Source organism: Alkalicoccus urumqiensis (assembly GCF_002993335.1).
In the GTDB taxonomy this organism is placed as follows: Bacteria; Bacillota; Bacilli; order Bacillales; family Salisediminibacteriaceae; genus Alkalicoccus; species Alkalicoccus urumqiensis.
The window spans coordinates 44875-65194 of the sequence record NZ_PVNS01000004.1 but is presented as its reverse complement, the minus strand read 5'-3'; the positions used below and the strand labels follow the sequence as shown (position 1 = coordinate 65194).

General features: G+C 49.1%; 21 protein-coding genes. 15 read left to right on the top strand and 6 right to left on the bottom strand.

Annotated elements, in window-relative coordinates:
• Positions 1-24 precede the first annotated feature (24 nt).
• Positions 25-237, bottom strand: a complete 213-nt coding sequence (locus C6I21_RS05020; RefSeq protein ID WP_105958360.1) for a hypothetical protein — start codon at positions 235-237, stop codon at positions 25-27.
• 260 nt (positions 238-497) lie between these two features.
• On the opposite strand from C6I21_RS05020, the gene C6I21_RS05015 reads away from it, so the two are divergent.
• The 3 genes from C6I21_RS05015 to C6I21_RS05005 are packed head-to-tail and all read left to right on the top strand — an operon-like array spanning position 498 to position 3862.
• On the top strand, positions 498-2525 hold the full coding sequence (locus C6I21_RS05015; protein ID WP_105958359.1) for a flagellar assembly protein A: 2028 nt from the start codon (positions 498-500) through the stop codon (positions 2523-2525).
• A 31-nt stretch (positions 2526-2556) separates the two neighbouring features.
• Positions 2557-3249: a protein kinase family protein gene (locus tag C6I21_RS05010; RefSeq protein ID WP_105958358.1), complete on the top strand. Its 693-nt coding sequence runs from the start codon at positions 2557-2559 to the stop codon at positions 3247-3249.
• A gap of 55 nt (positions 3250-3304) precedes the next feature.
• Positions 3305-3862 carry a general stress protein gene (locus tag C6I21_RS05005; RefSeq protein WP_105958357.1) on the top strand — a complete coding sequence of 186 codons (558 nt, stop codon included), beginning with the start codon at positions 3305-3307 and terminating at the stop codon, positions 3860-3862.
• A 53-nt stretch (positions 3863-3915) separates the two neighbouring features.
• Here C6I21_RS05005 and C6I21_RS05000 read toward each other — a convergent pair whose 3' ends face one another.
• Both C6I21_RS05000 and C6I21_RS04995 read right to left on the bottom strand, forming a co-directional pair.
• Positions 3916-4491, bottom strand: a complete 576-nt coding sequence (locus C6I21_RS05000; RefSeq protein WP_181186109.1) for a metal-dependent hydrolase — start codon at positions 4489-4491, stop codon at positions 3916-3918.
• 66 nt (positions 4492-4557) lie between these two features.
• The gene (locus tag C6I21_RS04995; protein WP_105958355.1) at positions 4558-5109 is read right to left on the bottom strand and encodes a hypothetical protein; all 552 of its coding nucleotides are present in this window, start codon (positions 5107-5109) and stop codon (positions 4558-4560) included.
• Positions 5110-5346: 237 nt separating this feature from the next.
• Here C6I21_RS04995 and C6I21_RS04990 point away from each other — a divergent pair, with 237 nt between their 5' ends.
• From C6I21_RS04990 to C6I21_RS04945, 10 genes are all read left to right on the top strand, one after another.
• Positions 5347-6027, top strand: coding sequence for a YjjG family noncanonical pyrimidine nucleotidase (locus C6I21_RS04990; RefSeq protein WP_181186108.1), 681 nt, complete (start codon positions 5347-5349; stop codon positions 6025-6027).
• The gene (locus C6I21_RS04985; protein ID WP_105958353.1) at positions 6027-6284 is read left to right on the top strand and encodes a hypothetical protein; all 258 of its coding nucleotides are present in this window, start codon (positions 6027-6029) and stop codon (positions 6282-6284) included. Before C6I21_RS04990 ends, C6I21_RS04985 begins: the two co-directional genes overlap by 1 nt.
• Before the next feature lie 228 nt (positions 6285-6512).
• On the top strand, positions 6513-7139 hold the full coding sequence (locus C6I21_RS04980) for an FMN-dependent NADH-azoreductase (RefSeq protein WP_105958352.1): 627 nt from the start codon (positions 6513-6515) through the stop codon (positions 7137-7139).
• 842 nt (positions 7140-7981) lie between these two features.
• Entirely contained in the window at positions 7982-8890 is a 909-nt protein-coding gene (locus C6I21_RS04975; protein ID WP_105958351.1) for a response regulator, read from the top strand.
• Positions 8887-9450, top strand: a complete 564-nt coding sequence (locus tag C6I21_RS04970; RefSeq protein ID WP_105958350.1) for a hypothetical protein — start codon at positions 8887-8889, stop codon at positions 9448-9450. The genes C6I21_RS04975 and C6I21_RS04970 overlap by 4 nt, the downstream gene beginning before the upstream one ends.
• 1 nt (position 9451) lies before the next feature.
• Positions 9452-10546 (top strand): hypothetical protein, encoded by a 1095-nt coding sequence (locus C6I21_RS04965; RefSeq protein WP_105958349.1) that lies wholly within the window; start codon positions 9452-9454, stop codon positions 10544-10546.
• A gap of 27 nt (positions 10547-10573) precedes the next feature.
• Entirely contained in the window at positions 10574-11602 is a 1029-nt protein-coding gene (locus C6I21_RS04960) for an AfsR/SARP family transcriptional regulator (protein ID WP_105958348.1), read from the top strand.
• 388 nt (positions 11603-11990) lie between these two features.
• Positions 11991-12737 (top strand): PleD family two-component system response regulator, encoded by a 747-nt coding sequence (locus C6I21_RS04955; RefSeq protein ID WP_142393214.1) that lies wholly within the window; start codon positions 11991-11993, stop codon positions 12735-12737.
• Complete coding sequence (locus tag C6I21_RS04950; RefSeq protein ID WP_105958346.1) at positions 12734-13168, top strand: hypothetical protein; 435 nt, start codon at positions 12734-12736, stop codon at positions 13166-13168. The genes C6I21_RS04955 and C6I21_RS04950 overlap by 4 nt, the downstream gene beginning before the upstream one ends.
• Positions 13169-13483: 315 nt before the next feature.
• The gene (locus tag C6I21_RS04945; RefSeq protein ID WP_105958345.1) at positions 13484-14428 is read left to right on the top strand and encodes an AfsR/SARP family transcriptional regulator; all 945 of its coding nucleotides are present in this window, start codon (positions 13484-13486) and stop codon (positions 14426-14428) included.
• A 135-nt stretch (positions 14429-14563) separates the two neighbouring features.
• On the opposite strand, the gene C6I21_RS04940 is transcribed toward C6I21_RS04945, so the two are convergent.
• Positions 14564-16351: a flagellar assembly protein A gene (locus C6I21_RS04940; RefSeq protein ID WP_105958344.1), complete on the bottom strand. Its 1788-nt coding sequence runs from the start codon at positions 16349-16351 to the stop codon at positions 14564-14566.
• 154 nt (positions 16352-16505) lie between these two features.
• Entirely contained in the window at positions 16506-17273 is a 768-nt protein-coding gene (locus tag C6I21_RS04935; protein ID WP_181186107.1) for a hypothetical protein, read from the bottom strand.
• Between the two features lie 232 nt (positions 17274-17505).
• Here C6I21_RS04935 and C6I21_RS04930 point away from each other — a divergent pair, with 232 nt between their 5' ends.
• Positions 17506-18804 (top strand): globin-coupled sensor protein, encoded by a 1299-nt coding sequence (locus C6I21_RS04930; protein ID WP_245411550.1) that lies wholly within the window; start codon positions 17506-17508, stop codon positions 18802-18804.
• 445 nt (positions 18805-19249) lie between these two features.
• Here C6I21_RS04930 and C6I21_RS04925 read toward each other — a convergent pair whose 3' ends face one another.
• Positions 19250-19732, bottom strand: coding sequence for a DUF1499 domain-containing protein (locus C6I21_RS04925; protein ID WP_181186105.1), 483 nt, complete (start codon positions 19730-19732; stop codon positions 19250-19252).
• A gap of 102 nt (positions 19733-19834) precedes the next feature.
• On the opposite strand from C6I21_RS04925, the gene C6I21_RS04920 reads away from it, so the two are divergent.
• Positions 19835-20275, top strand: a complete 441-nt coding sequence (locus C6I21_RS04920; protein ID WP_105958340.1) for a GNAT family N-acetyltransferase — start codon at positions 19835-19837, stop codon at positions 20273-20275.
• The last annotated feature ends 45 nt before the right edge of the window (positions 20276-20320 follow it).

Below are 20320 nucleotides of genomic sequence, written 5' to 3'. Positions count from 1 at the left end.
TCATCGGTACGAGGGCCATTGGTACTATCGGCGCTGACGCTGCTTCCACGCTTTATACGTGCCCTCTCCTTCACAGGAAGCACACGGGGAAGCCGGCTCATAAAAGAATTCGTGAATGACAGGCCGTGTCACACCACGTCCCCGGCAGTCCGGGCACTTGTCTTTCATTTCAAAACGATGCACTCTCCGCTGATACAGAAGTTTCCGGGTTCCTTTATGCCTGTCCATTACAGCCACTGCAGCCACCTCCTTCAATCGTAAAAGGAAACGCCATCAGAGACACGTGAACATGACCGGTACCATCTGATTGATACGTATAGTATAGCATAAAAAAGGAGTATTCACAATATTGGAAATAATATGGGTGCATAAAGTAGAAGTATAGGAAGATAGGACACTTGTATTTGAAAACTGTCGATATTTTGCAAAGCGCCTACTCAGATAGACGAGGGTGTTGTAGAATAGAGGTAACGATAGAGGCAGAAAGGAGGGTGTACATGGCACAAGATACATTTACCGGTATGACGGTGGAGGAAGCAGTGGATACAGCAGCTAAACATTACCAGGTACCGGCTGATCAGCTGGATATCCGGGTTCTGGAATCAGGCGGGAGCGGTTTTTTTGGAATCCGGAAAAAATCCCAGGCGAAAATCAGTGTCCGTATGAAAGCATCTGCGTCCATTCCAGAATGGGAAGGCCTTCTGGATGTCTATACCTCAGCCGATCAGCGGAAAGATCATGGATCTCTGGCGGGTTCGACGAAAGGGAAAGTCTGGATCAGGGAAAACCAGATCTATTTCGATGACTCGGGACCGAGAAAACCGATCGTTCATGTACCGCGGGAGGTGGAGTTTCGAAAAAATGGAGAAGCTGCAGACGGCAGGGTGTTTTTATCTTCTGGCGATACCGTTGAAATGACGGTGGATGTACCTCCGAGAGAAACATCGTGGTCTGTCGAAGTGGACAAGAAAAAACAGGAAGTCCGGCTGACCGTCCGTCCAGGAGCTTTTTTTACAGCAGAGATTAAAGAAAAGCGGCCCGCAGAGCAGATCCGGATCGAATATGATGTGACGGAAACGCCGTTTAATCAGCTGAACCGACAGGATATCATGGATCAGCTCGGAAGAATGAAGATCTGCCACGGCATTGAGGAAAAAGCGATTCAAACAGCATGCCGCGCGGATAAAGAAGCGGTATTTGTCATTGCGAGCGGAAAACTTCCAAAACACGGGAAAGACGGCCGGCTTGATTTCACCATCGATATAAAAGAACGGAATAAAATTTATAAGGAACGTGAAGACGGAACGATTGATTACCGGGAATCTATTGAAATTCCTAACGTGGAGGAAGGGCTCGTTTTCGCAAAGGTCATTGAACCGACTGAGGGGGAGGACGGGATCAGTGTTTTTGGCGAAGTCCTGAAGTCGAGGCCCGGAAAACCAATTCAGTTGATCGCAGGTGACGGGGTGGCGCTGGAAGAGGAGTCCCGTGAGTTGATTGCAGCTGCGAGCGGCCGGCCGAAGTTCGAACACCGGGGGCAGACAATCCGGCTTTCCATACTGCCGAAACTCGTCCATCGTGGTAATTTAACGCTCGAGGAGGGAAATATCCGCTTTATTGGAGATGTGGAAATTGTCGGATCTGTGGAATCAAAGATGGTCGTAGAGGCATTTGGAGACGCCTGGGTGCACCAGAATGTGGACGGCGGCTTCGTGCATTCGCGTGGTTCGACGACGATTAACGGTAATGCACTTAATGCACGTGTTGCTGCCGGCAGGAGCAGCGCACTTTACGATGACGTACAGCATCTGCTCCGCAGATTTTTAGAAGCGTTTCTGCCATTCCGCAAAGCATTTGAACAGATTATCCAATCCGACGCGTTCCGCAGCTCGTATACGCTGGAAAGCGGATGGGGGCCACTCGTCAAACGTCTTCTGGAAAAAAGATTTTCTGCGCTTCACCGGGAAGCCCAGACGTTCACCGCATACGTGGAGGAAAACAGCGGTCTTCTGGACCGTCGCTGGACGGACTACAGCACCGATATAAAAAAGGGGCTTCTCGTCTTTCATCAAAGGAAGTCACTTCCGGAAGATTTTTTTCTGCAGCTGGAGGAAGGCGGACGTGAACTGCACGATCTGCTGCAGACACCGGTGCTGAGTACTTCAAGGCTGGCTCTCCGTTACGCAGCACAAAGTGTGCTGTACAGTGATGGGGAAATCGACATTCTCGGAAAAGGGGTCATGCATTCCCATTTGTATGCAGACGGTGCAGTTACGATTCAGCAGCGGATGATTGGCGGTAGAGTGCATGCAGGAAAAGAGATCACCGTAGGGGAGGCAGGATCACCGGGAGGAGCAAAAACACAGCTCACGGTGAAAGATCCTTCAGGCACGATTTCCTGCAGTGTCTGCCATCCGGATGTCGTTTTTACAATTGATGACAGAAGGTATATCGTACAGCAGGAAATGCATCAAGTGAAGGTGTTTTTAAATGATAAAGGACTTTTGGAAGTGACTGAAAAATAGCAGCATAGGTAAGCCGGGAGGAGCAGATAAGGTGAAGCAGTGGCAGGAAATCGTGCAGGAAGCATCACAGCTCCACATCCAGGCTCATCCGGACAATCAGCCGGTAACCATCCGCGGAGCTGCAGAGAAGCTTGTCTGTGTCGGTATCGGCACGGATGCTGCTGTATTTCAGCACATGGAGGCGCCTCAGTATGCGCTGAAAATGTATGCTGAAGACCGCGGGTATAAAAGCCGCCTTGAAGAAGAGGTTTACCAGCTGCTTGGCGGCAGCCCATACTTTCCAACATGCTTTGGAAGAAGCGGTCCGGTGCTTGTGCTTAGTTTCGAAGAGGGGACAACGTTTTTCGACTGTCTTCTGCAGGGTATTGTGATTCCGGAAGAAGCTGTGAATATGGTGGAAAAAGCAAGGGAGTATGTCCGCAGCTGCGGGCTGAATCCGCGCGATATTCATTTGAAAAATATTCTTCTTCAGCCGGAAGGCACGGTAAAAGTGATTGATGTGTCGGAATTTATCGTCGCCGGCGATGACTTACGATGGGAACACCTGCTGCGGGGCTATCAGGAGTACTACGCATACATCCAGGGGCGGCCGCTTCCCCACTGGCTTTTGGAAACGGTGCGGCGCTGGTACAACCGTCGTCACGAAGACTTTGACTCCTACGATGACTTTGTCCGCTCGGTCTTGAAATGGACAAAGATGCGCCGCCCGCCGGATAAACGTTAGCGGTTTTTTAGCACTTCTTTCAGGGAATAGACTACCAGACAATTCCCTGGAAAGGATGGTTACGATGGAAAAACAGCTTCATGGATTTTATGAATCGGCGAAAGAAGCAGCGGAGGCAGTGGAAGATATCCGGATGAAAGGCAGCCGCCCGGAAGAAATTGTGCTTGTGTGCGGAGATCGTCAGACGGAAAACAGTCTCCGCGATCAGGCAGCCGCCCGGGTCGAGGTGCTGGAAGGTGAAAAGGAGAACACCCCTGCTGCTGAAGAAAAATCGATGGGGTTTATGGATAAAGTGAAAACGGCTTTTAAAGGGCAGACAGAATTTGCCGGCTCTCAGGAGGGCAATGATTTAAAAGAACCGTTTGACTTTACCCGCCACGGTTTTTCAAAAGAAGATGCGGATCAATTTGAAGAAAAGATCGGAAGCGGATCGATTGCTGTTCTTATCCCCGCGGATCTCAATCAGACAGGCGGAGGCGCTGCCTCAGAGGAGCCTGCCGGACCGAGCCAGATTGGTGATCCCATGAGTGAGGAAGACCCGGCCTCCTATGCAGAAGAAGCGCCGGAAATGCCGAAGAAACGGGATGTTCCACCCGAAAAACGAGATCGGTAACAGAAGAGGCCCTGAAAAGCGTACTGCTTTTCAGGGCCTCCTCTATATCGTTTTTATTCAGAGGGGCGTTTTCTGCGCAGGTAATGACGAAGTACGAGAAAGGTCCCGCAGGCGAGAAGAAGCAGGTTCGAAACGAGACTGAAGAGCGGCCCATAATAAGCCGGGTCCCAGTAAGAAACAAAGGCAGGGAACGTCCATTCAGAAAACGGATAGAACAATGGAGTTGCGTCTGTAACATGCGTCAAAGCGTCCAGAAGGATATGACCGAGCCAGCCCCATACAAACAGCATAGCGTTGGAAAGAAGCGTGCGCGTAAGCAGCCAGAAAAGGAGCGCAGCGCCGGCCCAGAATACAAGAGAGTGGGCGCTGTTCCTGAGAAGAATACCAAGTGGGTGTTCGAAAATAGCGTGAACCAGTTCATGTAGTTCCCACCGGCTGGGGGCGTCTGCTGAAAGCAGCATCCCGGCATGCAGTGTCCCCCGCTCTACACCCATCCCAAAAAACAGAACAACATAGCTCACATCAGGCATCACTGCACCGGCTGTGGCCCAGCGCACCCCCGCTTTTCTTTCCGGTATTGATATTTTTCCTGCAATGTACGTCCATGCTGCATGATGTACCGTATTCACTGCGCCACATCCTCTCTGAAATACAGAAAAACAGCTGCTTCTGCATTCAGTGTAGCACAGCGATTCCTACGCCTGCTGTGTTTCGCGGGAAAGAGATGACGCCTCGCCTTTTTTTGCGGCTGCTTCTGTCTGACGGAAGAAAGGGTTCCATTTGCGGAACTGTTTCGGCAGGTAGGCCAGCTCCACGTCGGCATGAAAAGAAGGGAGCATCCGCTGGATATGACGCTGCAGCGAAGCCTGTTCGGATCCGGGTGCAAATCGTATTTTTCCTTCCGCAGCATGTGCAATATCTCTATAGGTGGAAAAAATCTGAATGGATAAAGCAGAGCCGGCTTCTTCCCGGCAGTGTTTCAAGGCAAATAACAGCGCAGCAAGCGTTCGATAGCTCTCCTCCGATGCAGAGGGGCTATTTCGTCTGGAAGCCTGGCGTTTTGTAATCACTCTGCCCGAGCGTATAAATGTAGCAGTGACGACAAACGCCTCTTCTCCGGATGACGGCTCGGCATGAATATAGATTGTCAGCTGTGAACGGGCGGCATACTGCTGCTGGACCAGCTGACGGACTTCACGTGTAGCGAGAGAACGGTGCGGACCCCAGAAGTCAACGGCGAGTGTCATACATATCCCTGCTTTCTCTAATATATTATCTTCATTATAGAACAAACGTTCTTAAAGAACAAGTGTTTGCGCTTTAATTTGTAAAAAAATGAAAAATCACATCAGACCGGCGGCTGTAAAGATAAATTTGTTCTTATAAGAAAAGGGGGAAGCAGTTGATCACCGGGGCTTCTTCCGTGACGCAGAAAGTTACATATGGTACGATGTCAGTGCTTTTACATGTTAGGAGAGATCTCGATGAATGTTCTGTTTGACTTAGATGATACGCTGCTGGATTTTCAGGCGGCTCAGGAATATGCGCTGTCAAAGCTGTTTACGCAGCATGACATTCCGCTGACAGCGGAAATAAAGCAGCGGTACAAAGAAATTAACCGGAATTTGTGGAGTGCTTACGAAGAAGGCGAAGTAGCGAAATCTTTTGTGCTGACAGCACGGTTTGAACACTTGTTTGAAGAACTGGGCCTTCATTTCCGCGGGGAGGAGCTTGAGCCGCTCTACCGGAAATTCCTTCAGGAAAAAACAATATTCATTTCCGGTGCAGAACGCGTAGTGGATACATTGAAGCAGTCCTGCCGTCTTTCCATTGCGACAAACGGTGTAGCAGCTACCCAGCAGGCCCGTCTGAAACTGTCGGGACTGATGGAAAAAATGGATGATATCTTTATCTCTGAAACGATCGGCGCCCAGAAGCCTTCTGCAGGTTTTTTCTCCTACGTTCTGGAGCGGCTGCCTGAGCAGGAAACGGTGATTATCGGTGATTCCCTCACAGCGGATATCGCAGGCGGCAATAAGGCCGGATTAAAAACGATTTGGTTCAATCCGGAGGGGAAGCAGCGTGATACCGGGATCACCCCGGATATGGAAGTGCGGAAGCTTACAGAAATCCCATCACTTCTTGAGAGAAAGGAGAAAGTCTGATGGGTGGACCTTCTATCAAGCGGCGCAGTACCGCTGCCGTTCTCACTCTTATACTCGGTGTCATGGGGCTCGTGTTTTCCATTCTGCTCGGCATCCCGGGTGCAGTCATTGCACTCGGCGGGCTCGCGGCAGCTTTCCGCGCCCGGAGTGACATACGAAAAGGAGAAAATGGAAAAGGAATGATGACCGCCGGATTTATTTTGAATACACTGGCGCTTCTCGTCACCGTCGTTCTTGTCATCATTACGTTTGGATAATAATGTTTCTGAAGTCCTCTGTGCATATGCGCGCAGGGGATTTTTACATGAACGGAGAAGGAGGAAGTAGCAGCAGACCGTTGGGAAAAAGCGTAAGCGATTACATATAAACAAACGTAAGTTTTTTTGAATGAAAGCCTTTTCCTTCGTTGACGACATAAACGAAAGTATGTATACTTTATTTTCGTAAGTGAAAAATTGGAACGCAATTGAAGGAGGAACTCATCTATGGCAAACGTATTATTCATTAAAGCAAACTCCCGACCGGACGATCAGGCAGTAAGCCTGCAGATGTATAATAAATTTAAGGATCAGTATCTGAAAGAAAATCCAAATGACCGGATCGAAGAACTGGATCTGTTTGAAGAAAACCTTCCTTATTATGACGCGGATAAAATCCACGGCATGTTCAAAACGGCAAAAGGGATGGAACTGTCTCTAGAAGAAGAGAAAGCTGCAGCATTGGTCAAAGGCTATCTTGATCAGTTTTTGAATGCTGATAAAGTTGTTCTTGCTTTCCCTCTGTGGAACTTCAGTGTGCCGGCGGTACTTCACACGTACTTTGACTACCTCTGCCAGGCCGGAACAACATTTAAATATACGGAAGAAGGCCCTGTCGGTCTGCTGAACGACAAGAAAGTAATGCTTCTGAACGCCCGCGGCGGTGTGTACTCTGAAGGAGCTGCAGCATCGATGGAAATGGCGGTAAATTACGTGGAAACGATTATGACGTTCTTTGGTATTGAAAACCGCACCAGTGTGATCATTGAAGGACACAACCAATTCCCGGACAAAGCGGGAGAAATTATTGAAGAAGGTATGGAAAAAATCGAAAAGCAGGCTTCCAGTTTCTAATAGAATCCTCACGCTCCGGTCTGATACAGGCCGGGGCTTTTTTTAGAGCACAAGAAAGTATAAAATTCGAAGCCTCTTCCGAGCAGGGAGGCCAAGGGTTATCGCATGTCAACGTTATGTTCCATGTACCGTTTGTTTCTGTTAATGGAGCTTCTCCGCTTTTCGGCAGAAGCTTGCCGTGGGCTTGTCTTCCAGCCGGTCGCTGTTTGCACGGCTGCAGCGCCCACTCGCTCGAGGCTCCTTCACCCCTGCCGAAGAAAGCAAAGAGCAGCTTTCGTCGGCAGGGCTTCCAGGACTGGTCGCTCGTGACCAGGGCGCTTCCGCTTTTCAGATTCCCTCCGGAACGCGTACGGCTGCAGGTGCAGGCAGAAAGCGGGAACCTCTTCAATAGATCTCTCTTTTCTTTTAAGACCAGGCGGTTTCTGCCTGGTTTATTTTATTTCAAAACTTATGCGTAGAACATGTTTAATCTACTCAGTGAAATCACGCATTTATCCTTAGAAAGTGGCTTTCCCTCCTGAAGAAAAAGTTTACCTGCCTCAGAAAATAACTCAATTTATTTTCCAAGGAAGCGGCGAATTTTACATAGTTTATTAAATCTCCGATGGCCGGATGAATCATCCCGAAAAAAAGCATCAGAAGCAGTAATAAGAAGAATTGTTTCCCGTTAAAATGGAATTTAAATTCTTTTATGGGTTATATATCTATGTTTTCGCAATGTTTAAAAGCATATGAAGAGACACCGGCTGCTGCCTGTATAGAAAATGTACAGGTCCTCTTTTTATAATTTATATCAATCAAGGTGCTTTAGGCTTATGAATCGTGAAAGGAGGCCTTCGGGAATGGGAACTGTGGAGGGTTCAGCCTCAGGGAAGAAACGGGAGGAATGGCTCGGAAATTTGTTGAGAGAAGGCAGCCGGCTTGAGAGGTCATTGAAAGAGGGAAGCATATACGACGCAGCGGTATTTCCGCTGTTTTACAGAATACAGCAGACGATGGCGGAGCGGTACCGGTATCCCTTTTCCCTGCTGTATCTTGAAGCATCGGATCAAGGAGCGCCTTTGACGTTTCTGGAACGGCTCCGGGAAGTGGATCTATTATTTTACTGCAGTGAAAAGGAACGTTATTTTGTTCTCTTTCCCTGCGCCGGCAGAAAAGAGGCTGCTGCGCTCATTAAACGGCTGGAGATTAAGGATCTTCTCAGATGGAAAGCCTGCTTTATGACGATATGTGACAGCAGTAAAAGCGCCGGGGAAGCGCTGGAAACCGCAGTACAGGAAGCGTGCCGGATGGATGGTATACAGGATGTGTATGAGGTGGTGCTTCCACCGGCGTCTGGTACCCGTGAAACGCTGTTTATCCACTATATTGAACCGGATCGTGCTGCGGCATCGATTATGGCACCGCTTTTAAAGCAGATGAGAACGGATCCGGTGAAAGTACACGTAAACACATATGAGAACGGCAGGGAGTTCGCAGCTTCGCTTGATCGGAACAGCGATGAACTGCAGGTTGTTTTTATTCATGACCGGGCCGCTTCGAGAGCGGAGATGGAGCTGATTCACAATCTTCGTCAGGAACCGAATGCAGACAAATACTATATTATGCTGATTTCCGGTGTCCCGTCCTCCGAAGAAATTGAATATGCCCATCGTCTCGGCGTTGATGATTACGTCATTACACCAGTGTCCTTCGCCCTTCTGGAAGCCAAGTTAAAGCGTCTCGTCCGGGAAAGGGGGCGGTGCAGGTGAGCAGCTGGAGCTATCTGTTGATTATTGGCTGGATGCTTTCATGTGTGGGTATTGTAACTGTCTCTCTGATGCGCAGGCTCCAGTCGGTTTACTGCTGTAAACAAGGAAAGCGGCGGCAGGAGTTGGAACAGAGACTCCAGTATTACCTGTTAGAAGGGGAAGCGCTGGGGGATAAACGGTTGACAGCCCGGGAGCTTGACTGGGCGGCCGACTATTGCATGGATATTATTAACAGTGTCTATACAGAAGCCGTCGTAGAACGAATTAAACGGTTTGCCCATCTATATCTGGCGCTGCACGTTAAGAACAGGCTCGCATCTGCTAAAACACCGCTCCGCCTGCGCGCCGTAACCTGGGCAGGTGAGCTTCGAATTAAGCAGGCCGCGCCGGATCTTGAACAGATGCTTCTTCATCCAAAACTCAGCAGGACTGAAGAACATCCATTTGTGAAGAGGGCGCTGCACCAGCTGAAAGAAAACCGGTGTCACGGCCTGTACTACCATACCTCGCCGCCGGTGGACATTCCGTTTCATCAGTCTGTTCTTCCGGGAGGTGCATAGTATGAACAGCATGCTGCAGATTCTTTTTACAGCGGCTGCCATCTTCATCGGAGTACATGCACTTTTTTTATCCCTGCGGCTGATTCACTTTGCACTTTCCCGGAAGTGGAAACGGGAGACACCGGAGAAAAGAGACGGTGCACATCCGTTCTCCATCATACTGGAAGGTGGGACGCGGACAGCAGAAGATCTGCGTAGTGTGTTTTCTCAGTTAAAAGGAGTAGGCGATATCTGGGTGCTGACGAATGCTGATGAAGAAGAGGCGCTCCGTCCGTTTTCGATGAAACTGGATATGGAAAAATCGGTGGAGCTTCCGGCAGGCCAGGTCGTGCGGCATTCCTGTATCATTCCAGGGCTGTATCAGCTCACAGGAGCGGGGAGCGGGTCACCGGATCTGTGGATAACAGCCAGCCGTTTATCGCGGGGAAACATTCTCTGTCTTATCCCGGAGGGGGCGGCTTTGGCAGGGGATGCCTTTGTACAGATTCCATGGAAGAAGCTGAACAAAGGCATGCTTCTGGCGGGAACTGTGCACTGGAGCAGTGTTACGCCATTTTCCCTCGGCGGATTATCGCGGTTTCGGCTCCTGCATCAGCGGACCTGGCAGGCTTATCGGGAATATCCAATCTTCATGATATCGAAAACAGCCTTTTCCCGGTTTGGTTCCTATGAAATGTGCCTTGCTTATTTTGAAAAACACCCGGGCCGATGCACCGCAGCAGGCGCACCCCGTTATATCCGCACCGCTGAAGCAGAAAAAAATGCTTCGTTTTCTTGGATGGAACGTGGTGGGCTGAGTATGGAACTTCTTTTTGTTCTGCTGGTGTTGACCGCCTGGTTCAGCGGGGGTGCGGAAGGAGCAGCAGGATGGCTTCTGGTATCGTTTCTTTTTTATTACTGTATGATAACTGGAGTTGTTCTGACAGCATGGGTTTTATTTATAGATACCGACATGCTGCCCGGAAACATTCTTCTCACCGGCCTGCTTTCTCTGCACGGTCTGTGGCTCGCACGCTTCTGGTGGCGGGTGAAGCAGAAAAAGCCAAAAGAAAAACCGCTTCGGAAGAAACCGGATATGATCGTTAAAGTGGATTAAAATAAGGTGTGAAAAGGGGCGAGACGAATGAAAGTCATCATTACACAGGATGATTCCAATGGAGCGGAGGGAAAGGGAACGACACTGTTCGAGGCGGAAATCGGGGATTTCCTGACGCATTATCCAGATCAGCCCGATAAAGTGCTTCTCCTTCTGATTTCTTCAGAAAACGGAATGGCAGTCAGAGGATTTAAATTAAATGACATGAAGCAGTCACTGGAAGAAGTGGATCAGGATACGCTGCTAAAAAGCGTCCGCGCCAAACTGGGAAATTCATCTATAGAAAAGAAGCTCGGGATGACGATGTTCCGGCAGGTATCGATTACGAAAAACGGCGATCTTGGAAGGCCTTTCCGCTGGAGAACGTCCAAAGTACAGCAGTTATTTTTATACCTGCTGCAAAAACGGTTCCAGCTTGTGGGAAAAAGAGAGCTGGTAGAGCTTCTCTGGCCGGAATATGAAGAGAAAAAAGCTTATTCACAGCTTTATACAGCGATCTATCATATTCGAAAGATGCTGAAGCCGTATGAACACCACTTTGAGATCCGAAGCGTCTCGGAAGGATACATGCTCGTCCTGCACCATGTGACACTCGATGTCGATGAATTTGAACAGATGGCTTCTTCGTCTATTCCAGTGAGCGAGGAAACGATCCGTGAATACGAGCGTGTTATGCGCATGTATAACGGCGATTACCTGGAGCAGTACGACTATGTCTGGGCAGAGAGAGAAAGAGCGAGGCTCCGTTCCTTATGGATAACGACAGCCTCCGTTATGCTCACATGGTACAAAGAGAACCGGCGGACAGAAGCCGCGCTCCGCATGGCCTCCCAGCTGACAGAAGCTGATCCGTTAAATGAGATGTGGTATCTGGAACTGATGAAGCTTTACAAATCCACCGGACAGTATCCTTACATCCGCTCCGCCTACCGGAAGCTTGAACAGACGCTTTCCGAAGAGCTGGAAACAGAGCCGGGAAAAGAAATTCGAGACTGGTTTGAACAGTTTTTAAAAGAACACCCTCCAGCGAAAAAGAAAGGTCCCAGGAAGGGCTGAGAATCTATAAAAATCTAAAATAAATAGTTTGAATATTCACAAATAAAAAGGTCTTTTGGCGCTTTAAAATGTAAATTTATCCCTTTTTTCGTATACTTTTACGAAAAGAAATCGGTTTATGAACCCGAAATCGGGAATCTGTAAATTGGTCTTCTGAAAATCCGTAGAGAAATTGTGGAGATTTCCTTTATATACTCAGAAATAACGGAATATATAAAAAAGAGGGGGGCTGTATATGCGTGTCCAGCAGTACACAAGACAGGATTTCCGTAACCAGTGGTGGAAAAATCAGGCTGGCTCACCAGCAGGACAGGAAAAGCTGCAGAAGATCCGTTGGGCATTCGAACTTACTTCGGAAACAGCCAGGCGTACAGGACGGGGGTTTTGTATGGTTATGGCCAAAGGAGAGGAAGAAGCACATCTGGAAAATGTGGCACTGCGGGAGGCAAGGCGGGGGGACATTGTGTCCGAAGCCGGGGGGATTGTTTATATGCTGCTTCCCGACAGCGGAGTCAAAGAAACCGAAGTGCTGCTCGGAAGAATGGAAAAAACGATACTCGCTACCTGCCATTCATTTACCGTGCTCACAAAAGCGCTCGTGTTTCCAGTTACCCGCTCTGCTTCGTTTGAAGAAGTACAGAGAGAAGGGCTGCGTGTCCTGCCGCAGCTCCCCTCGTGTCCTGGTATGAAGCCGATGATTTCAGAAGTATTTCAATCGGCGGAAAAAGCGTCAGGGAGATTGTCGGTTATTGAACCCGATCCACTGACTAGAGAAATGTTGAAAGGCTATTCGATGAAAGTCTGTCCCGAAGATATAGAGATGGACGTGCAGGTTTTTCCGGATACAAAATCGTTTCTCTTATCCCAGTCTCTGAAAGAACCAAAACCGCATGCTGTGCTGCTGCACGCCTCAGGAGAAGGGCCGGGGGCATTGGAAGTGATTCATTATCTCCGAAGTCTGCCGGGAGGATCGAGGTACTATATTATTTTGTCTGCTGCACCTCATTCCGAAGAAGAAGTCAGCCGGGCATATGCAGCGGGAGTGGATGATCATATGTTCCGTCCGCTGCATCTGGAGCTTCTGAGCGCCAAAGTCTTCCGCCGCTTTAGAAAAGAGGGAGGGGTAGGCGTATGACCTTCCTTCTGGCTGCGGCCGCACTGCTGTTAAGTACTTTAGGAGTTCTGCTTATCTACGGAGTAGTAAAACGGGCGCGGAGAGCAGAAGCGCAGGCCTATCGCGAGAATGCTTCACCATCACTCGCTGCCTTTTTTCTTTACGGAACGCATCCGGGAACACGAGCTGTTCCGGAAACGAAAGAGGAGGCAAGAGAAGCCTGCAGGATGCTGCGGGAACTCTCCTGGAGTGTTGACGATCCTGTCATGCTGCGCAGGATGGCTGTATTTGCAGAGCTTACGCTGACTCATTTCCTGGAGAAAGAAAAGCGGTCCCGTATCCGGCAGAGAAGAGAAAACGCAGAATCATTTGAGCATCTCATCCAGACCGAGCGCAGCAGGGGGAGCGGCGCCCCCGAGAGAAAGAAGTATAGAGCTGTTTACACTGCATAAAACAATGAAAAAACGTGGAGGAATATGAGTCGTAGGACCCCAATGATAAGGGTTGCTGAAATAATATTTGTGATATGTAATACTAAATAACTATTATAAGATAAACAAATGGGGAGTAAATCCCGTATTTTATCGTAATAAACCTCAATAAACAGGTCTTTTGGATAAAACGATGAGCAAATATTCAGAAATTGTGGTACTTTTTAACATTGACTTTCCAGGGAATGGTGCTATTCTACAATTAATAGGAAGAAAAAACTACTCGTGCAGCAGTGGCAGGCCAGCTTCATTTTTAATTAAAGAGGGGGATAAACCATGTGCGCGTATGCAGCGGTTCCCGACTGGCAGCGTGAGCCACGCACGGGGAACGAACAGATGTATGTAATGGTGCCGGTCCGGCAGGAAGACCTGCGGCTGGGATATGCCAGGATTGATGATTCGGCCGTAGTGGTGCCGGAGGAAATGAGGGAGCAGCTGATCGAACTGATTGCGGAGAATCAAACCCGCAGTGAGCCGAAGCGGAAACTGCAGATGACCCTGTTCCATCAAGTGTCGCTTGCCAAAGAAGCGGAGATCGGCAAGCCGTTTACGTGGAGAACGTCCAAAGTACAGCAGTTGTTCCTCTACCTCGTACAGCACCGGGGTAAAATTGTCGATAAAAGTACACTGATTGATATGCTCTGGCCGGAATATGACCCGCAGAAAGCGTATTCCCAGCTGTACACAGCCGTGTATCATATCCGGCGCACGCTCCGTCCGTACGAAGAGCACTTCAGTATCCGCAGCATTTCAGAAGGATATATGCTGGAGCTTTCCCACGTGGAGCTGGACGTCGAACAATTTGAGCAGACGGTGATGGAGTGCCGGAACCTGACAGTGGAAAATGTCGGGCGGCTGGAAGCGGTAATGGAGCTTTACAAAGGGGAATACTTAAGTACATTTGATTATATCTGGGCAGAGGAAGAGCGGCGCCGGCTGTTTTATCTCTGGTACCGGACGGCGGATCAGCTGATCAAATGGTATGAATCCAAACGGGAATGGGGCCAGGCTCTGAGGCTGGCACTTCAGCTCTGCGACAGCAGTCCTCTGGATGAAACAGCCTATCTGAAAGTGATGCAGTTATACGATAAAATCGGCCAGCGGGCTTTCGTCCGGGCTACGTATAAACGCTTGGTTCAGGTGCTTGATTTCGAGCTGCAGATGACGCCGGGAGAGGAAGTGGAAGTCTGGTACCGCACGTGGGAAATGATGAATCAGTAATGAACTGCACGTTGAAATGTCAGACGTCTGCTCTGCAAATATGATTATTCCTCCTGTTCAAAGCTGCAGGAGGAATTTTTATGAAAAGGGAGGTGCCGGCGGGGCACCTCCCTTTTCTATTTCTATCTATTATATTCAGGATACGGCTCTCGAGCCGGAACGGATTGTCACGTTGGTACACGTATGTTCAATCGTTTGTACAGCGCCACCAGCGTGGATGATAACTCCCGGATGAACAAGGTCGAGGCGGACGGTGCCTTGATCCGTACGGATAATCGTTTTTGCTCCGGCCGGGGAACCTGCTTCCATGATTGTCACATCCCCGGAAGCTGTATACGTCCCACCTGCAGCTCTCCCCTCAATCGTAATGCTGTCATCGGAATTAATGCTGCAGTTAAGCGCGCCACGTCCGTTAACAGTGACAGGGCCGGAGGCAGTGAGCGATGATCCTGCAGCCGATGCGATCGTCATAGCAGAAGGTGTATCAAGTTCCAACAGCTTGGTCCGAAGAACAGGCACCTGCTTTTCCAACTCCCTTAAATGATCCAGGGTGAGGCCGGGGGACGGATCAATGAGACAGTGCTTAAGAGAAGAATCAAAGGTCATCCAGGTCTGCTGCCCTTCGGCTTTTAGTTGAATGACCTGCCGCATTTTTTCGGTGCGGTTTTTTAATTCCGGGAACTGCGTTTCCATTAGCCGGCGGAGAAGCGGCGGGAGCTCACTCGAAGCATAGCGGTCGCGGAACGTCTGTGACTGAAAGATCTGGACAGCAGATTGAAAAAGAGGCTCGAAAAGCGAGTCAAACGATTCCAGTGCATCGAGCAGCGCTTTACGCCGGTTGGAGGATAAACCGGCATTCAGGTGGGAGGACGTAATGTTTCCACATACTTCCATGTCACCGCCGCTCTGCAGAAAACAGTAGGCAGCATGTTTTTTAACGGAGAGTGGTCCCCCGGCCTCGACAATCATTTTTTCTTCCACCGCTCCATGAATAATGACTTCCCCGTTAAAATGGACATTACCGTCACGAAACGTGAGAGCACCGCTATGTTCCCAGACTGGGAGTATTTCCAGAGAAACAGCCTCGTCTGCCTGTTTGAGAACAGGTCTTCCTTCCATATCTGCAGTGAAGATTCCCCCGGTGGAATCTATGCGGACTCCTTGTCCTGTTTTAACATTCAGCGGCCTGCCCCTCATCGCCGGAATGGAGTCTCCGAAAACAGTGACTCCATCCGTACCGCAGGTTTCGGGTGTAAGTCGTGCAATTTCTTCTCCCTGCTTTACAAAAGGAAGACGCTCGCGGTCCCGGTAAGACGCGCGCCCGCTCCACGTAAATACCGGTTTACTCTCCTCCCGTTCCGAAAAATTCGGCGTGAAGGCGGCATCCCGGCCATGAACAGCGGCCGTCCCCTCTGCAACAGTGATCATCTCCTGCAGAAGCGTCGAGCAGGCTCTGGCCAATCCTGCCTGCAGAATGCCGTGCGTAATTTTATTCTCTCTTAAAAGAGCTTCTGCTTCTTCCGCTGTTTTCTCATTTCGAGTGATTTTTTCCAGTGTATAATCGAGCACAAGAGATGCAGACGGCTCCATATCTTTCAGCCGGATGGACATATCACCCCCGGGCGTTACCGTAAGTGATGCCGAAAGACCATCTGCAGCAGTTTTGAGCGACCACGTCGTTTCGATAGACGGCACTGCTGCATAAGCTTCCAGTGTATCGCCTTCGTGTAGATAGATTGTCCCCTTCGCAGGGGCGCCGTTTTTTAAAACAGTCAGACCGGATGGAACCACGACCGACGGTGGGTTTTCACTGCAGGGTGTAAAGGCAATAACGCCGTTGGCAGTCCAGACAGTACCCCGTTCGGGTGACGAATTTTCTTTCGGAGCAGCAAACAGACGGGACAAAAGACGAAATTTTCTCATGGTGATATCCCCCTATCTGTATTTAGATAAAAGTCCTATAACTATCATATTACATATTTGATTAAATTGAAAGACAATTCAGAAAAAATAACAAAATAGTCGAGGAGAAGGAAAGAGAAAAACCGGAACCAATTCCGGTTCCGGCATGGGTGGTTCAGGACAGCACGCGGAGAAGCTTCTGCTCTTCTTTTTGGTCCCGGTGCTTATAGCTGCGCATTTTGTCTGCCTGCTTATCGATCCGCTCTTCCAGTGGCCCGTTCCGGCTGACATCCATCTGCTGGTATTCCTGTTTCATCAATGATTCATTTTTGATGAGCTGCCGCAGAAACACCTGCTGGGACTTCGTCAATTTCTCCCAGTGCCCGTGCTTTTCCGCCGCGCGGATATACCCTCCTAAGTCCTCGGTGTTATCCGCAATGGTGCGCACGAGATCATACTGAAGAACCTCCAGTTCGCCGGCTGTATATTCTGCCTGCTCCATTTCTTGTTTCGTTATCGGCTCCTGCGACTGTTCCAGCTGCTGGAGCGTTTCCTGAAACCGGTCGTAGGCCCGGCGGTAGCGGAGCTGCAGCTGAAGCATTTTGGAGAGCTGCTTTCTGCCTGCCTGCAGGTCCGGATGCGGATTATCTTCTGTAAGATCAAGTGGCTTTTTGAAAAAATCGATCTGAACCGCTGCTCTCATGCGTCCATCGGTCTGAATTTTTTCCGACAGTGCATAAAAGTGGAACAATATTTCATGCGCACGCGGTACATCAGCAGCGAGTGTCTGAGGATCACCGATGACGGCGCGCCCCTGAGGCTGTCGGAATTTAATGTATTCCACTAAATAATACGGAGTACCCTGCACCTGGACAGGATACGGATATACTTTGACTTTTTCGATCATTCTGCGTGCGCCGCGGGCACGCCATTTCAGTTTCATCGAGGGCATGAGTGACGTCCTTTCCTGTTCGGTTGTATGCTTTCAGTTTATCATACATACTCAGGAAAACGTATCTGCGGCAGGAACAGGACTATTATCTTTTTTACGAAAAATTATAGAAAAAACCTACACAAAAAGACTATATCTATTATACTAAGTATAATGAATTTGAGATAGGTTGGTGGGAAAAATGAAATGGTTTCAACGAAATAGGCAGGAGAGCACAGCCGTGATGGAAAACGAAACGTCTGTAAAGCTTGATCTGGACGGTCATCCAGATGTAAAAAAGCAGATGACGATGACGAAATTTGATGAAGCAGCACTTCGTGAGCTTGTAAAGCTGCAGCCCCTTATAGAAGAAAACATCGTTCATCTCATTGATTTCTTTTATGCGAATCTGGAAGAGAAGCCTCATTTAATGGAGATCATCGAAACGAACAGTTCAGTGGAGCGGCTGAAAAAAACGCTGCGGCGCCACATTGTCGAAATGTTTGATGGCACAATTGACAGTACGTTTCTGCAGAAGCGGATCCGGATTGCAGAAATTCACGTAAAAATCGGCCTGGAGCCCAAGTGGTATCTATGCTCGTATCAGGCGCTTCAGCAGGAGATATTCCGTATTGTCTACGACGCCATACCGGAAAAAGAAGAACTCTTCCGTGCGGTGGATGCGGTGTCTAAAATGCTGAGCCTGGAGCAGCAGCTTGTTCTGGAAGCATTCGATGCGGAAGTGGAGAATATCCGGAATAGAGAAGCGGCGATGCGGGAGGAACTGCACACGTACATATCCGGGAAATCCGAAGAACTTGGAGCGGTAGCCGAGGAAACGAACGCCTCTATTCAGGAAATGTCAGCTCAGGCTCAGGAAATCACAGCAAAAGCGCAGGAAGGAACAGAAATTTCAACGGCGTCGAAAGATTCTGCAATGGATGGCGGGAAAAAAGTAGAGCGCCTCTCGGACATGCTTGATGAAACGACAAAGCAGATTCATCAGATTGATAAGCAGATGGAGGAACTTGCCTCCTTTTCCAAAGAGATTCAGGATATCGTCGGGATTGTCCAGGGCATTGCAGATGAAACAAACCTTCTCGCATTAAATGCAGCAATCGAAGCAGCCAGAGCCGGCGAACATGGCAAAGGCTTTGCGATCGTTGCAGATGAAGTCCGGAAATTATCCGAACAGACGAAAGACTCCGTTGTAAAAGTCCGGACGCTGACCGACCAGACAGAAGCCGGAGTACAAAAAAATGCATCCATGTCGAGAGCGATTACAGCGCGGATGGAAGAAGGAAACGAACATGCTGCTTCCGTAGAGGAAGCCTTTCAGCACATTTTAGCCAACATGGACCGGGCACTCGGCAAAAATGAAGAGATTGAAAAGGATCTCGTTTCCTTCACCGGAGTCGTTCAGGAAGTGTCAAAGGCATCGAATCAAATTTCAGAAACTGCGGAAGAACTGCTCGATCATTCCACGGGGATGAACGGGGACACCTCATCCGGGCAGGGCAATAAAGCCTTTCAGACAGGATAATAAAGAAAACCCCGATGATTTTTCGGGGCCACTGAAAATCTCTCGATTTTAATTGAACGAAAGTAAACTCACAGAAAAAAGACGACCAATTTCCAATTTTTTTGGATCTGGTCGTCTTTTTTTCATGAAACTTTTTTGACCATTTTCATGCTTTTTATCCCAGGCTCAATCAGACGAAACGAAAGACGGGGACGCCTGCGGGAAAAGCATGAGGTGAAGGCCCCGCAGAACATCCAAAGGATGTTCGAGGAGGCTGAGGCCATGCCCGCGGCAAGCTTCCGTCTGTAGTGCAGTCTGATTTCACTAATTGAAAAGGTTAAAGATTCTTTTCGTAAATCAGATTGTGTAATAAAAAAGAAACTCTCCATGTAGAGAGTTTCTTTAATAGAGACTTTTCCAGTGGCCTGGAATTTTCTCATCGGGGTTTTTTACTGCTGTCCGGGTATTAAATATCTCTTCCCGCTGATGGATCGGGGAGCGATTCGGCAATGTATTCTCCCCGGAGACGGTCGATTCGTTTCCGGTTGACCCCCATATCTGAATAACCCATTCTCGCGGCAGAACGAACGTCGATATGACCTGCATCTTTATTAATTAAAAACTCCACATCATCTTTATACCTCATCGTTTTGGAATGAAATACCGCATGGATATACCAGTCTGTAACGGTCATTAACCGGCATTCCGGCATCCGGCGGAGTACGCGCCGCAGCGTGCGGATGCTTTCCTGCTCATCTCCCTGCATTGGAAATGGTTCAATGTAGTGATCATCATCAGCGAGTGAAGATACGGCATTCGGCGTCGAAGGAACCGGTGCAAGCGGGCCTCCCGGACGGCCGACGTCCGCCGGCATCTGCTGGTTTTTGACAACCGCGTATGCGGCAGTGCCCCCTGCTGCTATAAGTGTACCTGCTATCCATCGTTTCACAAAGCATTCCTCCTTCAATTGTTCTTCTTTCTCTACCCTCTTTTTCCGCCTGCTATGCATGCTATACTATAGCAGAAAATGAAAGATCGGGAGGCGGAGTGAATGAACTGGTATTGTAAAACCTATGAGGAACTGACGAAAGAAGAATTGTATGCGCTTTTAGAACTGCGCGTCGCCGTTTTTATTGTGGAACAGCAGTGCGCCTACCCGGAGGTGGACGGTGTCGATCGGCACAGTTGGCACCTCTTTGCTGAAACGGATGGTGCGTATGCTGCTTATGCACGGCTCATCCCTGCGGGTGTTGTATATCCCGAAGCCTCGATCGGCCGGGTGCTGACTGCCCAGATGTTCCGCGGACAGGGCCTTGGCAGAGAGCTGATGCGCCGGGCGCTGGAGGAACTGGAGAAAACAGGTGAGACAGATATAAAGATACAGGCTCAGGAATATGCAGAGAAATTTTATGCACAGGATGGATTTTTACCTATTTCCGACCCATATTTAGATGATGGCATTCTCCATGTGGACATGATTCGAAAAAGGTAGTAGGAATTTTGTCTCTGTCATAGTATACTCATTGTTAGAATATTG